18 protein-coding genes are annotated in these 19,784 nt (G+C 53.3%); 6 read left to right on the top strand and 12 right to left on the bottom strand.

The window, feature by feature from the left end; translation table 11 throughout:
- Nucleotides 1-21: 21 nt before the first annotated feature.
- From DCX48_16840 to sdhE, 3 genes are all read right to left on the bottom strand, one after another.
- Nucleotides 22-537, bottom strand: a complete 516-nt coding sequence (locus DCX48_16840; GenBank protein ID QXE16037.1) for a hypothetical protein — start codon at nucleotides 535-537, stop codon at nucleotides 22-24.
- A 557-nt stretch (nucleotides 538-1,094) separates the two neighbouring features.
- Complete coding sequence (locus DCX48_16835; protein ID QXE16036.1) at nucleotides 1,095-1,508, bottom strand: hypothetical protein; 414 nt, start codon at nucleotides 1,506-1,508, stop codon at nucleotides 1,095-1,097.
- Entirely contained in the window at nucleotides 1,489-1,755 is a 267-nt protein-coding gene (sdhE, locus tag DCX48_16830; GenBank protein ID QXE16035.1) for an FAD assembly factor SdhE, read from the bottom strand. Before sdhE ends, DCX48_16835 begins: the two co-directional genes overlap by 20 nt.
- Nucleotides 1,756-1,990: 235 nt before the next feature.
- Here sdhE and ygfZ point away from each other — a divergent pair, with 235 nt between their 5' ends.
- A complete protein-coding gene (gene ygfZ, locus DCX48_16825; protein QXE16034.1) occupies nucleotides 1,991-2,992 on the top strand; it encodes a tRNA-modifying protein YgfZ in 1,002 nt (333 codons plus the stop codon).
- A gap of 223 nt (nucleotides 2,993-3,215) precedes the next feature.
- Here ygfZ and DCX48_16820 read toward each other — a convergent pair whose 3' ends face one another.
- Complete coding sequence (locus tag DCX48_16820; protein ID QXE16033.1) at nucleotides 3,216-3,863, bottom strand: hemolysin III family protein; 648 nt, start codon at nucleotides 3,861-3,863, stop codon at nucleotides 3,216-3,218.
- A gap of 418 nt (nucleotides 3,864-4,281) precedes the next feature.
- Here DCX48_16820 and DCX48_16815 point away from each other — a divergent pair, with 418 nt between their 5' ends.
- The 4 genes from DCX48_16815 to DCX48_16800 all read left to right on the top strand — a co-directional run bounded on the left by DCX48_16815 (nucleotide 4,282) and on the right by DCX48_16800 (nucleotide 9,669).
- The gene (locus DCX48_16815; protein ID QXE16032.1) at nucleotides 4,282-4,890 is read left to right on the top strand and encodes an HD domain-containing protein; all 609 of its coding nucleotides are present in this window, start codon (nucleotides 4,282-4,284) and stop codon (nucleotides 4,888-4,890) included.
- Nucleotides 4,891-4,943: 53 nt separating this feature from the next.
- A complete protein-coding gene (locus DCX48_16810; protein ID QXE16031.1) occupies nucleotides 4,944-5,948 on the top strand; it encodes a LacI family DNA-binding transcriptional regulator in 1,005 nt (334 codons plus the stop codon).
- A 219-nt stretch (nucleotides 5,949-6,167) separates the two neighbouring features.
- The gene (locus tag DCX48_16805; GenBank protein ID QXE16030.1) at nucleotides 6,168-8,312 is read left to right on the top strand and encodes an alpha-galactosidase; all 2,145 of its coding nucleotides are present in this window, start codon (nucleotides 6,168-6,170) and stop codon (nucleotides 8,310-8,312) included.
- 94 nt (nucleotides 8,313-8,406) lie between these two features.
- Nucleotides 8,407-9,669 (top strand): MFS transporter, encoded by a 1,263-nt coding sequence (locus DCX48_16800; protein QXE16029.1) that lies wholly within the window; start codon nucleotides 8,407-8,409, stop codon nucleotides 9,667-9,669.
- Nucleotides 9,670-9,695: 26 nt separating this feature from the next.
- On the opposite strand, the gene DCX48_16795 is transcribed toward DCX48_16800, so the two are convergent.
- The 6 genes from DCX48_16795 to DCX48_16770 form a co-directional block, all read right to left on the bottom strand.
- Complete coding sequence (locus tag DCX48_16795) at nucleotides 9,696-11,003, bottom strand: ABC transporter substrate-binding protein (protein QXE16028.1); 1,308 nt, start codon at nucleotides 11,001-11,003, stop codon at nucleotides 9,696-9,698.
- Complete coding sequence (locus DCX48_16790) at nucleotides 10,996-12,084, bottom strand: ABC transporter ATP-binding protein (GenBank protein ID QXE16027.1); 1,089 nt, start codon at nucleotides 12,082-12,084, stop codon at nucleotides 10,996-10,998. The genes DCX48_16795 and DCX48_16790 overlap by 8 nt, the downstream gene beginning before the upstream one ends.
- Entirely contained in the window at nucleotides 12,084-12,908 is an 825-nt protein-coding gene (locus DCX48_16785) for a phosphodiesterase (GenBank protein ID QXE16026.1), read from the bottom strand. Before DCX48_16785 ends, DCX48_16790 begins: the two co-directional genes overlap by 1 nt.
- Before the next feature lie 246 nt (nucleotides 12,909-13,154).
- Complete coding sequence (locus tag DCX48_16780; GenBank protein QXE16025.1) at nucleotides 13,155-14,054, bottom strand: carbohydrate ABC transporter permease; 900 nt, start codon at nucleotides 14,052-14,054, stop codon at nucleotides 13,155-13,157.
- On the bottom strand, nucleotides 14,044-14,916 hold the full coding sequence (locus tag DCX48_16775; GenBank protein QXE16024.1) for a sugar ABC transporter permease: 873 nt from the start codon (nucleotides 14,914-14,916) through the stop codon (nucleotides 14,044-14,046). Before DCX48_16775 ends, DCX48_16780 begins: the two co-directional genes overlap by 11 nt.
- Before the next feature lie 135 nt (nucleotides 14,917-15,051).
- A complete protein-coding gene (locus DCX48_16770; GenBank protein ID QXE17280.1) occupies nucleotides 15,052-15,801 on the bottom strand; it encodes an SDR family oxidoreductase in 750 nt (249 codons plus the stop codon).
- Nucleotides 15,802-15,905: 104 nt separating this feature from the next.
- On the opposite strand from DCX48_16770, the gene DCX48_16765 reads away from it, so the two are divergent.
- Nucleotides 15,906-16,271 (top strand): transcriptional regulator, encoded by a 366-nt coding sequence (locus DCX48_16765; GenBank protein QXE16023.1) that lies wholly within the window; start codon nucleotides 15,906-15,908, stop codon nucleotides 16,269-16,271.
- 133 nt (nucleotides 16,272-16,404) lie between these two features.
- On the opposite strand, the gene gcvP is transcribed toward DCX48_16765, so the two are convergent.
- On the bottom strand, nucleotides 16,405-19,278 hold the full coding sequence (gene gcvP / locus DCX48_16760; GenBank protein QXE16022.1) for an aminomethyl-transferring glycine dehydrogenase: 2,874 nt from the start codon (nucleotides 19,276-19,278) through the stop codon (nucleotides 16,405-16,407).
- A 113-nt stretch (nucleotides 19,279-19,391) separates the two neighbouring features.
- The gene (gene gcvH / locus DCX48_16755; GenBank protein QXE16021.1) at nucleotides 19,392-19,784 is read right to left on the bottom strand and encodes a glycine cleavage system protein GcvH; all 393 of its coding nucleotides are present in this window, start codon (nucleotides 19,782-19,784) and stop codon (nucleotides 19,392-19,394) included.

Below are 19,784 nucleotides of genomic sequence, written 5' to 3'. Positions count from 1 at the left end.
TTAGTATAAATAAATTTCACATTAATTATCAAACAAAGGTGCTCGCATGCCTTTTTTATAATTATCTGCAAGACCTTTCATATATTCTTTATCGTTATTGATGATGCGGTTGAAGTCTTTAATATCAAAATTATATTTCTTCACTTCACCATTAAAATTTAACTTAACATAAAGATTATTAGATCCTTTAAATGAATTTAAAAAGTCAGTAGCTCCTGACCCAAGAATACATACAACTTCTTTTTCATCATCAACATTAGGTCTCATACCATGCAAGTTGAGCTTCTTACTATCAAATGTTACATCTATATCAACCAAAGGAATTATAGAGTGGAATTTATCTTTTAGTGCAAAACACATTCCTTTGAATTGACCATATTGATCTAAACCAAGAAAGATCACAGCCTTATTGTCATTACTTGCAACACCAAAGGTCTTTACCTCAGGAATAACATAAACATTGTTAGCAGCATTAGCATTGCTGAATATCAATGACACTGTTAACAGACTACAGCTTAAAACACTCTTCAAAGTCATTACGAAAACCTTATAATCATCATAAAATCAGATAGTTAAATCCATTTAATAAAAAATAATGGGTAAGACAAACTGCTTTTTACAACCGGATGGAGTATAGCACCCTCACACACTTCGATCTATAAAATCTATCAATATACAATTATCGATCGTTTTTACAGATCGATTGGTGATTGAAATTTGTTCACGTTTACCTTGTCAGCACCATGTGTGCTTAATCCATTGTTTAAATTGATGTATTTTTCGGGTTAGCCTTTCACATCAATTAATTAGTGGTGCTTGTGAGGGACTTACAGTGCACATACAGGAACAAATCACAGCCAACTAAGGCCAGACGGTGCAATTCGTCTATGTGATGACAATGGGAAGATGGTATGAAGGTATGAAGGTATGAAGGTATGAAGGTATGAAGGTATGAAGGTATGAAGGTATGAAGGTTAACTTTAGTCCTTAACTATCATCAGAAAAGTATTGCAATGACAAATTATTATATATGAAACTGCATGGTGGTGATTTTTCTACACACAGGCCGCGATACACCGCGTAAAAACGCGCCGTTATCGCGCCCAGTGTTTCTGCTGCAAAAGAAGCTGACGCAGATGGCGCCACTCATCATCGCCCATACTGTCCGATGCCAGCCACAGCTGTTGTCTTTCTTTATCGTTGATAGATTGCAATGCCAACAACACGCCATTTTTCAAAAGCCACGGTCGTTTGACGATCTGCCATTCCTGCTGCCGCCAGTTCAGGGTCGTTTCGCTAAGCAAAACGATTTCCCCCTGTCGGGATTTGATATTCCTTTGGCTACGGATAAAACCGAACATCACCATCGTGACTAAGCATAGCCATAGCCATGCGTAACCGTCCGGCCACGGTGCCAGCAGAATGAGCAATACGAGTAGGCCATGCACAACCAATGACAGCAGTTGCATGCGCCAGGAAACACGAAGGTCACATTGCCACTGGGCCACGGTCTTTATTTCGCGTCTGAATAAGGGAAATCATACGTTTCAACTCTCCGTCCTTCGGTTCACCGTGGTTCATCAGCCAGTTGAATAAATCGGGATCGTCGCTTTGTAACAGGCGTACAAACGCGCGCTTATCACTGTCATTAAGTGTGTCATAGTCATGCTCAAAAAACGGCATGATCGCGATATCCAGTTCACGCATACCACGGCGGCATGCCCAATGAATGCGTGATTTATTATCGATTTCCATATTTCATGTCCACCTTGTTATCGCTACTTGCCGTTAGTGTACTCCGATTCCGGTAGCGGGCATCAACTAATAGTAACATTTTGACATAGTTTACCCACGTGTACTGCGCCAAGTGCGCTCATCAGTATCAGGATGTGCTATGCCACAACGCTGCGTGAATAACCACTTGCAAACCCTGAGCGCTCTTTTACCATTAGGCCATTCGGGTATCGCCCTTAGCGCAGGATTGTACTATATGGTTAACCAACATACGGCTCATCAACTTCCTTTTGCCTCACAGCTCCCATTTGCGTCCACCCAACTGGCCGCCACGCTCATCTCACTGGATGACTGGGCACTGGCCACGCTGGTCGGGCCGGATACCGTCAAATATCTTCAGGGACAGGTCACCGCAGATGTCGGGGCGCTGCCTGACAATGGGCACATCCTTTGCGCCCACTGCGACGCGAAAGGGAAAATGTGGAGCAACCTGCGTCTGTTCCATCACGGCGAAGGTTTTGCTTTCATTGAGCGTCGTAACCTACGCGACGTCCAGCTTAGCGAACTGAAAAAATACGCCGTTTTCTCGAAAACGGCCATCGCGCCAGACGATAACACTATCCTGCTGGGCGCCGCGGGTGCAGGTATCCGTGAACTGCTGGCCTCTGTATTTAGCCAACTTCCAGACGCTGAGCACCCTGTCGTTCAGCACGAAGGCGCCACCTTACTGCATTTCGCCCATCCTGCAGAACGTTTCCTGCTGGTGCTGTCTCCTGAACCCAGTGCTTCACTGCTTGAACAGCTCGGCGATAAAGTCAGCCTGAATGACAGCCGCCAGTGGCTGACGCTAGATATTGAAGCAGGTCAACCCATCATTGACAGCGCAAACAGTGCGCAGTTCATCCCGCAAGCGACTAATTTACAGGCATTAAATGGGATTAGCTTCAGCAAAGGGTGCTATACCGGTCAGGAAATGGTCGCTAGGGCAAAATATCGCGGAGCAAACAAGCGGGCGCTCTACTGGCTGGCGGGTAAGGCAAATAAGGTGCCTCAGGCAGGGGACGATCTCGAATTGCAGCTCGGCGAGAACTGGCGTCGTACGGGTACGGTGCTGGCAGCCAGCCAATTGCAGAACGGTGACGTGTGGGTGCAGGCAGTGCTGAATAACGATCTGAACGCAGAGAATACCCTGCGTGTACGTGACGATGCCGACAGCCAACTCACCGTTCAGCCTCTGCCGTATGAAATAACGGATTAATCCGACGAGTAAGCCACATCATGAAGATGGCAAATCTCTTCTCAGAACGATAACAGTGATAATGGGATAGAAGAGTAAAGCGTCCGCGACAGCCCTGAAAGGGTGAATCTCAGGGATGAGATTCATATCCGCGCGGCTTGAGCGTACAGGGATGTATTCACAGCGTCTTTACGATCTACCCATTATCACTGCACGCCATACGCTATCGGCAAGCACACAAAGATTAAATATAAAGATAAATCGCCAGAAAGTGGCAAACGCTGCCGCCTAAAACAAATCCGTGCCAAATCGCGTGATTATAGGGAATACGCTTACTGGCGTAGAAAATCACCCCCAGCGTATACACCACGCCACCTACCGCCAGCAGTGTCACACTCCCCGCCGACAGCTTCATCACCATCTGATAAATCACCACCAGCGACAGCCAGCCCATGACCAGATAGGTAATCAACGACAGCACTTCAAAACGGTGGGCAAACGCCAGCTTGAAGATCACGCCAAACAGCGCCATGCTCCAGATGACAACCATCAAGCCATGCGCCAGCGGTGAATCCAGCCCGATCAGCAAAAATGGCGTATAGGTTCCGGCAATCAATAGATAAATAGCGCAGTGGTCGAATTTTTTCAGCCACGGTTTGATACGCGGCGAGGGAATCGCGTGGTACAGCGTCGACGCTAAAAACAGCAGAATAATGCTGCCGCCATAGAGGCTATAGCTGGTAATCGCCACGCTGCCAGCATCATTGTTGACCGCCTGCACCAGCAGTAAAACCAGACCAACAATACCGAAAATCACACCGATTCCATGGCTTATGCTATTCGCAATTTCCTCTGCCAGCGAGTAGTCCGACATCTGTGCATTTTTTGACATCAATAGGTTCCGCAGTATTAACAGTACACATTCAACAACGTCGTACGCTGACGTCATCCGCCTTACCTTTCCCGCTCTTGTACAGAGCGAAGCAGGCGTAGGTGTTTAACCTTTGAGCAGATTAACTGAGAATAGTTTCAGTGTACACGTGTAAGCTAAAATAATTATTACCGCCTTACTTTTGGCTTTCTCACCCACTTAACGTGCAATCATGCATGTCAATCTCGGACAACATCCCCTAGAATGTTCGACTTCGATATCTTCCTGTTTTTTGAAGGGCTCTGTCGTTCTTACCGGCTATTCGCGTTAACGGTTATCCGGTTATGACGCTCACAGCGCCTTGCTGTAGTTACCACTACATACCGTTTCACTGCATGACTTTTACTGCATCGTTTTCACTGCAAGAGGTAAGCCTTTCATGTCATCTTCCCCATCTACTCTGAATTTCGGTTCCATGACCGATGTTTTCGGCTTTCTGATAGAAATCGATAAATTGAAAAGCGTACAGCGCCGCACCAAGATTATCGGCAGCGAACGTCATGAAGATTCTGCCGAACACAGCTGGCATTTTGCCGTCGCCGCGATGGCGCTGGCTCCTTACGCAGGTGAAGGCGTGGATATTCAGCGCGTGATCCAAATGGCGCTGATTCACGATATCGTCGAAATCGATGCGGGCGATGTGATCGTGTACGATCTTTCCGCTCGGCTGGCGATTCACGATCAGGAAGTCGCTGCCGCGGCCCGCATTTTCGGCCTACTGCCGGAACCACAGCGTCAGCAATTCCAGGATCTGTGGGAAGAATACGAAGCCAATGAAACCCCCAGCGCCCAGTTCGCTCTGGTACTCGATCGCGTTATGCCTATGCTGATGAACCTCTACAACGGCGGCCAAAGCTGGGTAGAAAACGGCATCCGTTTGGAACAGGTTCTCGACCGCGCCGAGTTCATCGCCACTATCAACCCGGAACTGTGGCAATACATGAAGCAGCATCTGGAAGACGCCAAAGCCAAAGGGTGGTTGCTATAATTCGGTTTTCCCGATAGACGCCCGTCGCCGGGCATTCACGTCAGGAGAGGGTGATGTCTTTAAAAACAATCGCGAATAACCTGGGTTTGTCGGTAACCGCGGTGAGCCGTGCTCTGAACGGCCATCGAGATATCTCCGAAGCCACGCGCCAGCGTATTCAGGAAGAAGCGGAACGTATCGGTTATCGCCCCAATACGCACGCGCGCCGTCTGAAAATGGGTAAAAGCGATGCCATCGGGCTGGTCTATCCCTACGCCTCCTCCCTGAGTAACGATATCTTTTTTGAGATGATTGGTGCGATCAGCAGCAAACTGGCGCAGCACGACGTGGATTTTCTCCTGCTGGCAGACGAACAAGACGCCTGTCAGGGTGCTGTCCGGTTGATCACCAGCCACCGTATCGACGCGCTGATTGTGGCGCATACGTGCGAACAAGATGCGCGGCTGATGTTGCTGCAACACCACAAGGTGCCTTTTCTGGCACTGGGGCGCAGCCAACTATCGCACCCTTACGCTTGGTTCGATTTTGACAACCGCGCAGGCATGTCGCTGGCGACCGAACACCTGATTACGCTCGGCCATCGCCGCATCGCCATGTTAAGCGAAGACCATCCACAGGCGTTTATTATGCAACGTCGTCAGGGCTATCGCGATGCTCTGCAACGCCACAACTTGCCGTTTCACGATGACTATCTGCGTGGTGTGGACCCAACACGCCGCGCGGGCTACCAGGCTATGCTCGACCTTCTGGCGCTACCTGAACCGCCAACCGCGATTGTGATGGATGGCAACGTTCATGGCGACGGTGCCGTTGCCGCATTGCAGCAGGCCGGTCGTCTTTCCGGTCCACACCCTATAGCGTTAGTGATGTATGACGGTTTACCACAGGACAGCCTGACCGACCTCAACGTAACCGCAATAGAGCAGGCGACACGCGAACAGGTTGGCGAACAAATTGCCAGCATGACGCAGGCGCTCATCGCGGGCGAAGCCGTAGAAAACTTGCAGGTATTATGGCAGCCGACGCTGCGCATCGGTAAAACGAGTTTTCCCGCCTAAGCTATTCCGTTCTCTCCCTCCCTCATAAAGACACCGGTTGGTTTTTTACACCATCCGACAGCGAGATGCCGTTCACATCTTCTTCGAAATTTATTCCCATTTACTCACGATTGTTTTAACAAAATCACATTTCTTAAACGTTTAAGTTGAACACTTAAACGTTTAAGTTTCCACTAAAAGCCACTACTTGCAGTTTGGTCGTAATTTGGAGCCTTCCTCATGATGCGTGATATTGTTCAATTAACCAGCGCGCAGTGCGATGTCATCGTGCGTTGCTCGCCAGCAGCAGAAATTCTCTATTGGGGACCACGGCTACGCGGTTTTTCGCCACAAGATATCGTTTCTCTGCAACGCCCCGTCGCCAATGGTCGTCTGGATGTCGATCTCCCCCTGACGCTGGCAATGGAATATGGGCGTGGCCAATTCGGTTCGCCGGGTATTGAAGGCCATCGTTCAGGTTACGACGCCGCGCCAATCTTCACGACCACGCAGGTTGATGTTCAAGACAACACGCTCACCATCACGGCAGACGATACACAGGCAGGCCTTCGCCTGACCAGCGAACTGCGACTGGATCCACAGACCGATGTGCTACAACTGCGCCACACGTTACAGAATCTGCGCGCTGACGCCTGGCAAGTACAGCGTCTTGCCGTCACGCTGCCCGTCCCTGAACGGGCGAGCGATGTCATGGCGTTTCACGGTCGCTGGCTGCGTGAGTTTCAGGCTCACCGCCTGACGTTGCAGCACGGCGGTTTTATTCAGGAAAGCCGTCGGGGAAGAAGTTCACACGAATATTTCCCTGCCCTAATTCTCGGCGAACCCGCATTTAGCGAGCAACGTGGGGCCGTCTGGGGCGTGCATTTAGGCTGGAGCGGCAACCACCGTTTGCGTGCCGATATCAAAACCGACGGACGTCGCGTCGTACAGGCAGAAGCCCTTTATCTGCCGGGCGAAATCACGCTGGCACAGTCGGAATCGCTCACGACACCATGGGTCTACGCGGCGTTCTCCGACACTGGCCTGAACGGCATGAGCCAGCGTTATCACTCCTTCTTACGCCAATCGCTGATCCAATTCTGCGGCGATAAGCCCCGCCCGGTGCACCTCAATACGTGGGAAGGGATCTATTTCGATCACTCCCCAGAGTACATCATGCAGATGGCGAGCAAAGCCGCCGACGTCGGCGTAGAGCGCTTCATTATCGACGACGGCTGGTTCCGCGGGCGTCATCACGACAGGGCCGCGCTCGGCGACTGGTATTTGGACGAGGAAAAGTACCCTAACGGGCTGATGCCAGTCATTGAGCATGTCAAAGCACTGGGGATGGAATTCGGCATTTGGGTCGAACCGGAGATGATTAACCCCGATTCCGATCTGTTTCGCGCCCATCCCGACTGGGTGCTGCAATTGCCCGGCTATAAGCAGCCCACAGGCCGCTACCAGTATGTGTTGAATTTAAACCAGCCCGACGCTTTCGCTTATTTACTGGAACGGCTGAGCTGGCTGCTGGGCGAACACCCTGTCGATTATGTCAAATGGGATATGAACCGCGAACTGGTGCAACCCGGCCATGAAGGACGTCTGGCCGCCGATGCGCAAACCCGGCAGTTCTATCGCCTGCTCGATACCCTGCGCCAGCGTTTTCCCCATGTCGAATTTGAATCCTGCGCCTCCGGCGGCGGCCGCATCGATTATGGCGTGCTGGAGCGCACCCAGCGTTTCTGGGTATCGGATAACAACGACGCGCTGGAGCGTCAGACCATCCAACGCGGTATGAGCTACTTCTTCCCGCCAGAGGTGATGGGGCAACACATCGGGCACGCCCGCTGCCACGCCACGTATCGGCGTCACACTATCGCGTTTCGCGGCCTGACCGCCCTGTTCGGCCATATGGGAATCGAGCTGGATCCTGTCAAAGCCGATGATGACGAGCTGGAAGGCTATCGCCACTATATCCAGTTGCATAAAACACTGCGCCCGCTGCTGCACAGCGGCACAACCTGGCGGGTCGAGATGCCGGACGATACGGTGCAAGTCACCGGCGTGGTGAGCCGCGATCGGCAGCATGCCGTTTTCCAGGTAGCCCAGTTGCACATGCCAGATTATTCGCTGGCAGGCACGCTCCGCTTCCCTGGCCTGCTGCCCGACGCACGTTATGAAATCAAACTGCTGGACGGCCCAGAAATCAAAACGGTGCGCGAAGGTGGCGGCACCATGCGTGAACTTCCACCTTGGTTACGCCAACCGCTGGTGGTTTCCGGCGATTGGCTGATGCAAGCCGGTCTTGCCCTCCCTGTCCTGACGCCAGAAACCGCCATTCTGGTCGAGCTTTCCGCAGTACCGGAGAGCGCCAGCAGCTAGCATTTTTCCCTAGCCCTACACATTCGCAACACGACCGCGCGGGACAGCACTGTCCCGCGTCATGATGACTTCTGCCCTCTAGGAGGGAATAAAGATGCCTACTACTTCCTGCTACTATAAAAATAACCGTAACTTCTGGATTTTCGGCGCGTTCTTCTTTCTTTATTTTTTCATCATGGCGACGTGCTTTCCGTTTTTGCCGATTTGGCTGTCGGACGTCATCGGGCTCAACAAAACCGATACCGGTATCGTCTTTTCCTTCCTGTCTTTGTTCGCGATCCTGTTTCAACCGTTCCTCGGCATTCTGTCCGACAAGCTGGGCATGAAGAAGCACCTGCTCTGGGTGATCTCCGTGCTCTTGCTCTTCTTTGCCCCTTTCTTTCTCTATGTCTTCGCCCCGCTGTTAAAAATCAACGTGATACTAGGTGCCTTAGTCGGCGGCCTGTATATCGGGTTCTCTTTCAGTGCGGGCGCCGGTGCCATTGAAGCCTATATCGAACGCATCAGCCGACAGCACCATTTTGAGTACGGTAAGGCGCGCATGTTTGGCTGCTTTGGCTGGGGAATCTGTGCTTCAACAGCGGGAATGCTGTTTAACATCAATCCCGATATTGTGTTTTGGATGGGATCCGGGTCGGCGATTATTTTGATCGTGTTGCTGTGTCTGGCGAAGACGGAAAGCAACCCGACCGCCGCCGTCATGGACTCGCTCGGTGCCAATACTTCACCTTTTAGTGTGAAGCTGGCATTAGGCCTGCTGGCCAACCGTCAGTTCTGGTTGCTGGTACTATACGTGGTCGGCGTCGCCTGTATTTATGACGTCTACGATCAGCAATTCGCTAATTTCTTTAAATCGTTTTTTAACTCGCAGGAGCAGGGCAATCAGATCTTTGGCTTTGTCACCACGGCTGGGGAAGCAGCGAATGCGCTGGTGATGTTCTGCACACCGTGGCTGATCGGGCGGATCGGTGCCAAAAATGCGCTGCTGGTGGCGGGAACGATTATGTCGATCAGGATTTTGGGCTCAGCCTGTGCCACGTCTATCACAGAAGTCATCATCCTGAAAATGCTGCACGCCTTCGAGGTGCCGCTACTGCTTATCGGGATTTTCAAATACATCGCCAGTACGTTTGATTCGCGCTTGTCGGCCACGATCTATCTGGTGGGCTTCCAGTTCGCTAAACAGTTCATGGCGATATTTCTCTCCTCCGCCGCGGGCAATCTGTACGATCGTATCGGCTTCAACCAGACTTACCTGATTCTTGGTGGTATAGCCCTCACCTTTACAGCGATCTCCGCCTTTACGCTGTCATCTTCACGCAGCACGACGAATATGCATTCTCAGGTGCCCCGTTGAATTAACATCAACGGGGCAAGATGTTCTTATTTCACGTCTCGCAACGCGGTTTTATCCACGTAAGGCTTCATGATGCCATCCGCCTCTTTCTGTGCAGCGGCAGCAGCGTCATCGACCTTTTTCGCCGGATCGTTTAACAGCGCCGCCAGCTGATTTTCCATCGCTTTGCGTACCGCGACCGTTTCATAGGTTGCGTACCACGGATGGGCATATTGCAGCTGTGACAACGCAATGGCTGCGCGCGGATCTTTCGCCAGATAGTCTTTCATTTCTGGCAGATCGTAGGCCGCCATACGCGGTGCGAAGTAGCCGGTAAAACGGCTCCAGCTTCCGCTGACTTCCGGACTGACCAGATAGTTCATAAACTGCCAGGCCGCTTTCTTCTTCTCCTCGGAAATCCCTTTGAAGCTCACCAGACTGGCGCCGCCGATGGTCACACCACGACGCTCTTTTTCCGGCATCATCGCCACACCGAGCGAGAAATCTTTGGTGTTTTCGCGCATAAAGCCCAGCGCACCGGTGCTCAGCATCGCCATACCCAACTTGCCGGAGAAAAACGCGGCGCTGATTTGCTTGGAATTCAGCACACCGGCAGGCATTGCTTTGTCGCGGTACACCAAATCACGCCAGAACTGAAGCGCACCTTTGGTCGATGCCGTGTTGTAATACACTTCACCCGGATAATCAGCATTGTAATACGCCCCGCCGTTGGCACGCGTCAGCGCAGACAGCATCCAGCCGCCGTAGTCATCGTTCGTGGACGGGATCATGATGCCCCACTGCCCTTTCGCCGGATCGGTCAGTTTCTTGGCGACCGCAGCCACTTCATCCCAATTTTTTGGCGGTTCGTTAAAGCCCGCCTTCTTCAGCATGTCTTCGTTGTAATAGAGGATCGGCGTCGAGTTGTGGAATGGGATCGCGTAAGTCACCCCCATCACCTGCGCGTTCTGATGCAGCGCGGGCCAGAAATTTTTGGTCAGGAAAGGCGTGGCTTTTTCGTTGCCGTATTTGAACAGCTCGTCCATCGGCAGGATTTCATCCTTGATAACCAGATCGGCGGTGAAGTTTGCAGACATAATCACCAGCGCTGGCGGATCGCCCGCTTTGGCGGCGGCTTCCGCTTTCACTTTCGTCGTGTCGTAACTGCCGGTGAAGATCCCACGCACTTCAACCTGATCCTGCGATTGGTTGTACTCTTTGATGATGCGCGTCATTTCCATCGTCAGCTTGCCATCAACCGGCGCGGGGAACATAAAATCGATATTCTCTTTTGCCAGAACAGGGCCAGACATCAGCAAGGCTATCGCCAGCGCCATCATACGAGGCTTACGCATTTCTTTTCTCCTGGGATAAATTACGGGCGGTTTGCCCAGAAAACCAATGACAATCCTGCGGTGAAAAATGAAGCACAACGGACGCGCCGATGTTCGGCACGCCATCGCGATTTGGACGACGGTAGCGAATATTTCCCAACGGCGTATCCACATGAATCAGATACTCCGCGCCAAACAGCTCCCGTTGCTTCACCGTTCCCGACAATGACAAATCGCCGTCTGACGCGGCGTGTTCGGTAATATGCTCAGGACGAATCCCTAGCAGCACACTGGTTAATGAACGTGTTTCTTCACTGACGGGCAGCACCACAGGCAATGCTTGTAAAAACGCGTGACCTTCGGAACATACCAGCGTCACCATGTTCATTGCGGGCGTGCCGATAAATCCGGCGACAAAGACGTTAGCCGGGTAAGAATACAGCTGTTCCGGCGTACCGACCTGTTGCAACACACCACGATCCAGCACGGCGATCCTGTCCGCCATCGTCATTGCCTCGATCTGATCGTGCGTGACGTAGACGGTGGTGGTTTTCAACTGCCGATGCAGATCCATAATGCCGTCCCGCACATCGCTGCGCAGGCGAGCATCCAGATTCGACAGTGGTTCATCCATCAAAAACAAGCGAGGATCGCGCACGATCGCACGCGCCATCGCCACGCGCTGACGCTGACCACCGGACAGTTTTCCCGGTTTGCGTTTGAGTAACGGCTCAAGCTGAAGCAGGCTGGCAACGCGCTGTACCCGCTGTGGATATTCGGCCTTCGGTTCGCCGCGCATCCGCATGCCAAAGGTGATGTTCTGCTCAACGGTCAAATGCGGAAACAACGCGTAGTTCTGGAAGATCATCGAGAAATTACGCTGCTTCGGGCTCCACGTCGTAATGTCGTCGTCGCCCAGAAGGATTTGCCCATCGCTCACGTCTTCCAGACCGGCCAGCATACGCAGCAGCGTACTTTTGCCACAGCCTGACGGCCCGACCAGCACCAGAAACTCACCGTCGGCGATATCTAACGACAGCGACGCCAGCGCCTGCATGTGTTCAAAGCGTTTACTGATATTGCGTAACTGAATCACGGCCATTACGCATCCACCGGACAGCTGATGCGTGGATCGTAGAGGTAAGGACCGGTGTTCGACGCGATCGACTGGCAGTAGCTCACTAGCCCGGTTACCGGCACATAGCGGTGCATGACAATGCTGGCAGGTTCCAGGTTGTAGTATGACGTGTCGTCATAGTAGAAATACGGCACTTGATGGACGGTGCCCGGCACCGTAGCAATAATCGCCTGCCGATGCTGCGTCATAATCAGCCGATGCGTATGGCCGCAGAAGATCCGCGTAAGCTGTGGGAAACGCTCGATCAGCGTCAGCAGCTCGTGCCCATTTTCGCAGGCGATACGATCCATATGCGCCGATCCCAACGGCAGCGGCGGGTGGTGCATGAAGATCGCCGTTTCACGCGTTGAGTGATCCTGCAATTGCTGTTCCAGCCAGCCTAGCGTGGATGGCGTCAGCCAGCCTTTCGCCTGCCCAGTCAAACTGGTATCGATGAACAGCAGGCGCATCGGAAAATCATCCACCGCATAGCGGATATTTTCTGGATCATCGCCCAATTGCGGGCAAAGTGGACGCATCGCGTTGAGGAAATGCTGCTTGTCATCATGATTGCCCGGAATCACGTACAGCGGATAATCCAGCATCTGCAACACGCGCTGGGCAACCTGATACTCCTGCGGACGCCCACAGTTGACGATGTCGCCGCTAATGACCACCGCGTCCGGCCGCTCGCTCAGCGCGTTCAGCTGATTGATGACTTTGGCATTTTCCCCGTTAATATCAATAAACTCATAGAGCTTGCGCCCTTCACTGCGAAAATGCAGATCGGAAATCTGAGCCAGCAACATAACAACCACCTCTATCATTATTTCGCCCGTTGGCGAGCACCGATCGCTTAAGGATCGAGATACACGGAGCGTGTCGCTCCTGATAAATAGAATTAACTAACCCGCATGGCCTAACGCCGATCGCTTAAGCATCGAGATACACGGGGCGACCACAGGGGTGAGGCATCCCTGCGGGAACCTCCCCCTGTGTTTCCCCTAACAACGGGCTTAAGTAACCAGTATTATCCGCATGGCCTTATCAGCGATTCACTTAATACCCGAGAAGCCGAAGCTGCTCAGGAACTGCTTCTGGAACACCACAAAGGCCACCATCAGCGGCAGGCACACCAGCAACGTACCCGCGCAGATCAATCCCCACTGTCCGCCGGACTCTGCGCCCATCGCAAACGACACCAGCCCGATGGTCAGCACCTGTTTATCTGGGTCATTGAGCACCATCAGCGGCCAGAGATATTCGTTCCAATGGTAGGTAATGCTGACCGTAGCGAAGGCCAGAATCGACGGCCAGGTCATAGGAATCAGGACGTGAAACACCACCTGCCACCAGCGGCAGCCTTCCATCAACGCGGCTTCTTCGATTTCTTTAGCGATATTGAGAAACGCCTGACGCATCAGAAACACGCCAAATGCCGAAGCGAAATACGGCATCATCACGCCAGTCAGGGTATTGAGCAGGCCGAGCTGCTTAAGCGTCATCATGTTTGGCACCATCATAACGACAGGCATGATCATCATTTGAATCAGCAGCAGATAGAACAGCAGCGTTTTGCCACGGAATTCGTGGTAGGCGAAGATGTAGCCCGCCGTGGTGATCGTGACCAGCTGTACCAGAAACGTGCCGACCGCAAAGATCAGCGTGTTGGTGTAGAGCCGTAACCAGTCGGCACTGTCCCACGCATCGCGGAAGTTATCGAACGTCAGCGGTAGACGCGGCAACAGCGAGGCCATGTCCACGCCAAAGCTGCTGGCGCTGATGGAAGAAGACAGCATCCAGATAAACGGACTGACCCACAGCAACGCGGCACAAATCAGCAGCAGCGGCAGTGTAAAACGCGTCGTGACACGAAGAGGATTAGTCACACTTCGGCTTTCACCACGCTGACTTTTCACGCTCCGAACATCAACGATCTGATTTTCAGCGCTCATAATGTGCCCCCTTCTCCAGTACTTTCAGGTTCATGATGGAAAAGGCGAACAGCAGCGCCAGCGTCAGGAAGGTGGCCGCAGAGGCTTTGCCCAGATCGTGGGTGTCATTCGCCAGATCCTGAATGTAATAAAGCAGCACGGTCGTGGCGTTATTCGGCCCGCCGCGCGTCATCACGGCAACGTGGTCGATCTGTGTAATGGCGTAGATAAAAGCGATGGTCACTACAAAGGCGATGGTTGGCCGCAGCAGCGGCAGCGTGACGTAGAAAAACACCTGACGCCGCGAGGCTCCTTCCATCAGCGCCGCCTCGCGTGCAGAGGTAGAAATAGCTTGCAGACCGGCGAGAAAAAACAGCATGTAGTAGCCAGCAAATTTCCAGATACCAATGACGCTCACCGCCACCAGCGCGCTGTCGCTCATACCGAGATAGTTGTTATTCATTGGGCCGAACACTTTCGCCAGATAGTAATCCAGCAGCCCCAGCCCCGGCATAAAGATGAACAACCACAGCGTCGCAGCACTGACCAACGGAATAATCATCGGAAAGAAAAAGGCGGTACGCAGCCAGCGATTCACGCGCGTGTTTTCCCACAGCAGCACCGCTAGCAACAGCGCCAACAGCACGCCGGGCACGACCGTCATCAGGATATACAGCACGTTGTTCAGCAACGCCTGCCAGAACACCGCGTCCTGCACCAGACGCGCAAAATTATCCAACCCGACGAACAGCGGCGTATCTGCATTCAAACGGGTGTCATACAGACTGTCGATGACCGAGCGCAGCAGGGGGAAATAAGTGAAGGCAAGCAAAAAAACCAGCGTCGGCAACAGCACAAGGTAGGGAAAGCATTTTGCACGCATAACTCAAGGGTCGCTCAGTGTGAAACACAGAGGCCTTACCCTAGAACGCCAGCGTGTCACTGGCGCGTCAGTTTAATGACAGTTTGTTTTCCGATTGGGAAAATATGCCTGCGAATGATTTCGCAGGCCCATCACCTACAGATTGGCAACACCACCATCGACCAGCAGTTCCGTTCCAACAACAAAGCGGGACTCGTCGGAGGCAAGGAAAACGGCTGCCTTCGCCAGCTCCCAGGGCGTTCCCATACGGCCAATCGGCACCAACTGTCGAATTTGTTCCTGCATGGCACGTTGCTGTTCGGGAGAGAGACCCAGCTTATCAAGCGCGGGCGTTTCTGTGGGGCCGGGACTCAAGCCGTTAACCCGAATGCCACGCGTCACCAGCTCAGCCGATAGCGTACGCGCCAGAGAGAGTAATCCCGCTTTACTCGCGGCGTAGGCGCTGCTCTGCGGTAGACCGATATGGGCACTGGTTGATCCACACAGGATCACCGAAGACGGGTTATTCAGCAGCGGAAGTAGTGCCTGAACCAGAAAGAATGGCCCTTTGAGATTGGTTGCCATGAGTCGATCCCAGGCCGCTTCATCCCAGTCTTCCAAGGAACGATGGGTGACATCGCCTGCATTGGCATACAACACGTCAAGACGAGGCCATTGTTGTGCCAGCGTCTGCGCCAGATCATGCTGGGCGCGGATATCTCCAGCATCGCAACGGATCGCCAACGTAGAATGGCCTAACTCAGCCTGCGCACGCGCCAGCGCTTTCTCATCGCGTCCAGTAATCGCGACCGTCGCCCCTTCAGCCAGAAACTGACGTGCAGTTTCTATCCCAATGCCGCTGGTGCCACCCGTGATCAAAGCAAACTTATCTTGTAGCCGTTTCATCATGATGTGTCCTATCTCGTTGCTTGAAAAACGGCAGTATTTCATCAATAGTATCTTTTTGTAAGTAGGCACCAATTGGATACTAAAGAGGATAGTGGAACCCTATGTCTGTTCACAGCCCATCAGCAAATACGCCATCTGACATGGCAGAACCGTGCCCAATGGTAAATTTCGTCAACCTCATCGCGGGAAAATGGGCGATACCCATACTGTACCGCCTGATCGTGATCGGCGAACCCGTACGCTTCAGTGCACTACAACGCGCTATCGCCCCTATCACTCAGAAGGAACTGACACGACAACTGCGCCTGTTTGAACAGCGCAAGCTGGTGCAACGTAAGGTGTATGCAGAAGTGCCACCGCGAGTGGAGTACCAGATCACTCCACTGGGCAAATCGCTCCAGCCAACGCTGGATTCACTGGCAGACTGGATGAGGACACATGGCAAAACATTGGCTGATGGTGGCTAAGCACACGATGCCGACAGAGGAGGGATAAAAATAAAAAAATCAATAAATTAAAGCCTCCTCTGTAGAAAGGAGGCTTTAAAGAACCATGAACAACAACGCTACCGACATTGTAAATGACTGCCAGTGCGGTTAATTACGCATAGTCGCTCATCGGCACACACGAGCAGAACAGGTTACGGTCGCCGTAAACATCGTCCAGACGCTTCACGCTCGGCCAGTATTTGTGTTCGCTACCTACCGGGAATACCGCTAGCTCGCGGCTGTATGGATGCGCCCAGTCGGCAACCAGCTCTGCCTGCGTGTGCGGGGCATTGACCAGCGGGTTGTCGTCCAGCGGCCATTCGCCCTGCGCAACGCGATTGATTTCGGCACGGATCGCCAGCATCGCATCAATAAAGCGGTCGATCTCCACCTGACTTTCTGATTCCGTCGGTTCCACCATCAGCGTACCCGCTACTGGGAACGACATGGTCGGCGCATGGAAACCGTAATCAATTAGACGTTTGGCAATATCCATTTCGCTGATGCCCGTACTTTCTTTGAGTGGACGAATATCCAGAATGCACTCGTGCGCGACACGACCGTCACGGCCGGTATAAAGCACCGGATACGCCTGCTGCAAGCGTGTCGCGATATAGTTAGCGTTCAGGATCGCCATCTGGCTGGCTTGCTTCAGCCCTTCCGCGCCCATCATGCGGATGTACATCCAGCTAATCGGCAGGATAGAAGCGCTGCCGAACGGTGCCGCAGAGACAGCGCCCTGATCCGTCAGCACACCATCAATTTTGACCACCTGATGACCCGGTACAAACGGTGCCAGATGCGCTTTCACGCCAATCGGCCCCATACCCGGACCGCCACCACCGTGCGGAATACAGAAAGTTTTATGCAGGTTCAGGTGCGATACGTCCGCGCCAATGTAGCCCGGCGTCGTAATGCCGACCTGTGCGTTCATATTCGCGCCGTCCAGATACACCTGACCGCCGTATTGATGCACGATCTGGCACACTTCGCGAATCGTCTCTTCATAGACGCCGTGGGTAGACGGATAGGTCACCATGATGCAGGAAAGCTGTTCACCCGCTGCCTGCGCCTTCTCACGCAGATCGTGCAGGTCGATGTTGCCCTGTTTGTCACAGGCAACTACCACCACCTCCATCCCCGCCATCTGCGCCGATGCTGGGTTAGTTCCGTGCGCGGAGCTAGGGATCAGGCAGAGATGACGACCCGCTTCATTGCGGCTTTCATGATAGCGACGGATCGCCAGCAGTCCCGCATATTCACCCTGTGCGCCCGAATTGGGCTGCATGCAAACTGCATCATAACCCGTCAGTTGCACCAGCCAACCCGATAACTGCTCGATCATCTGACGATAACCCAGCGCCTGTTCCGGCGGGCAGAATGGGTGCAGTTCGGCAAATTCCGGCCAGGTAATCGGCAACATTTCCGCCGCCGCGTTAAGCTTCATGGTGCAAGATCCGAGCGGAATCATCGCTTGATTCAGCGCCAGATCCTTACGCGCCAGACGGTGCAGATAGCGCATCATCTCGGTTTCGCTGTGATAGCGGTTGAAAACCGGATGCGACAGGATCCCATCATGGCGCAGCAACCCAGCCGGGATCGTCGCGACCTCTTGAGCGATGGATGCATCAAGCGCTTCAATATCCAGCCCGTGATCGTCACCTAATAGCACCGCGAACAGCGCCAGCACGTCTTCACGCGTGGTCGCTTCATCCAGCGTGATACCCACGGCACTCGCTAAATCGCTGCGCAGATTGATGCCAAAACTTAATGCGCGGCTCAGTACCACGTCCTTGTCCGCAACCTCAATAGTTAGCGTGTCGAACCAGCTGCGATGGCGCAGCAGCAGCCCGCCCTGCGTTAATCCTGCCGCCAGAATGTCAGTCAGACGATGGATCCGCCCCGCAATACGTTTGAGCCCTTCCGGCCCGTGGAATACCGCATACATCCCCGCAATGTTGGCCAGCAACACCTGCGAAGTACAAATATTGGAGTTCGCCTTCTCGCGGCGAATATGCTGTTCACGCGTCTGCATCGCCATGCGAAACGCGGTATTGCCCGCCGCATCGCGCGACACGCCGATAATACGGCCCGGCATGGCACGTTTATGTTCATCACGACAGGCGAAGAACGCCGCGTGTGGGCCGCCGTAGCCCATCGGCACGCCGAAACGCTGTGCGGAACCGAAGACGATATCCGCGCCCTGCTTGCCCGGTGCGGTCAGCAGTACCAACGCCATGATATCCGACGCCACACAGCTGACGACCTTACGCGCTTTCAGTGCGGCCATCAGGTCGCTGTAATCGTGCAGTTCGCCCGTGGTTCCTGCCTGTTGCAGCAGTACGCCAAACACCGCATCGTCTTTCAGCGCCTCTTCAGCCTTGCCGACCACAATTTCAAAACCGAACGTTTCCGCACGGGTACGCACGACATCCAGCGTTTGCGGGTGCACATCATCGGCAACGAAGAAGCGTTCTGCCTGTTTGATTTTACTGATGCGTTTTGCCATTGCCATCGCTTCCGCAGCGGCAGTGGCTTCATCCAGCAACGAGGCAGAAGCCAGATCCAAGCCGGTTAAATCCTGAGTGACCTGCTGGAAATTCAGCAGCGCTTCAAGACGCCCCTGAGAGACTTCTGGCTGGTACGGCGTATAGGCGGTGTACCAACCTGGGTTTTCCAGCACGTTACGTAAAATCACTGGCGGCATCAGCACGGCGCTATAGCCCATGCCGATATAGCTCTTGTAACGTTGATTGCGTCCTGCAATGGCCTTCAGCTCAGCTAACGCCTCATGTTCCGTCACGGCTTCCCCCACCGCTGGCGGGCTAGGCAGTTGAATGTCCGCCGGGACAATCTGGCGAATCAGCGCATCCAGCGACGTCGCCCCCACCACCGACAGCATGTGCTGCTGCTGGCTGACGGAAGGACCGATATGGCGCTCGATAAACGCGCCGTCATGTTCGAGTTGACTGAGTGTCTGGGTCATTACAGTAAATTCCTGCATCAATCGTGCCTGCATCAATCGTGATAGCTACCGCGTTGGAATACGACGCGGCGAATAAAATCAAACACCCCAGCACAGAGGCTGGGGTGCAATAACTACTCGTCTTCTTCTAATGACGCCTGATAGCCTTCGGCATCAAGCAGTTCATCCAAATCAGACTCATCAGAAATTTTGATACGGAACAGCCAGCCGTCGGTATAAGGCGCGCTGTTAACCAGCTCAGGGGAGCTTTCCAGATCCTCGTTAATTTCCACGATCTCACCGCTGATGGGCGCGTAAATATCCGAGGCCGCTTTTACCGACTCCGCCACCGCGCAGTCATCACCTGCCGCGACCACCGTGCCCACTTCAGGTAAATCGATAAACACCATATCACCCAGAAGTTCCTGCGCGTGTTCGGTAATCCCCACGCTATAGATACCGCCGCCTTCATGCAGTACCCATTCGTGTGACGTAGCGTATTTTAATTCTGCTGGTACATTGCTCAT

It is taken from the genome of Pectobacterium atrosepticum (assembly GCA_019056595.1).
GTDB lineage: Bacteria > Pseudomonadota > Gammaproteobacteria > Enterobacterales > Enterobacteriaceae > Pectobacterium > Pectobacterium atrosepticum.
This window is presented reverse-complemented; position numbering and strand designations above follow the sequence as displayed.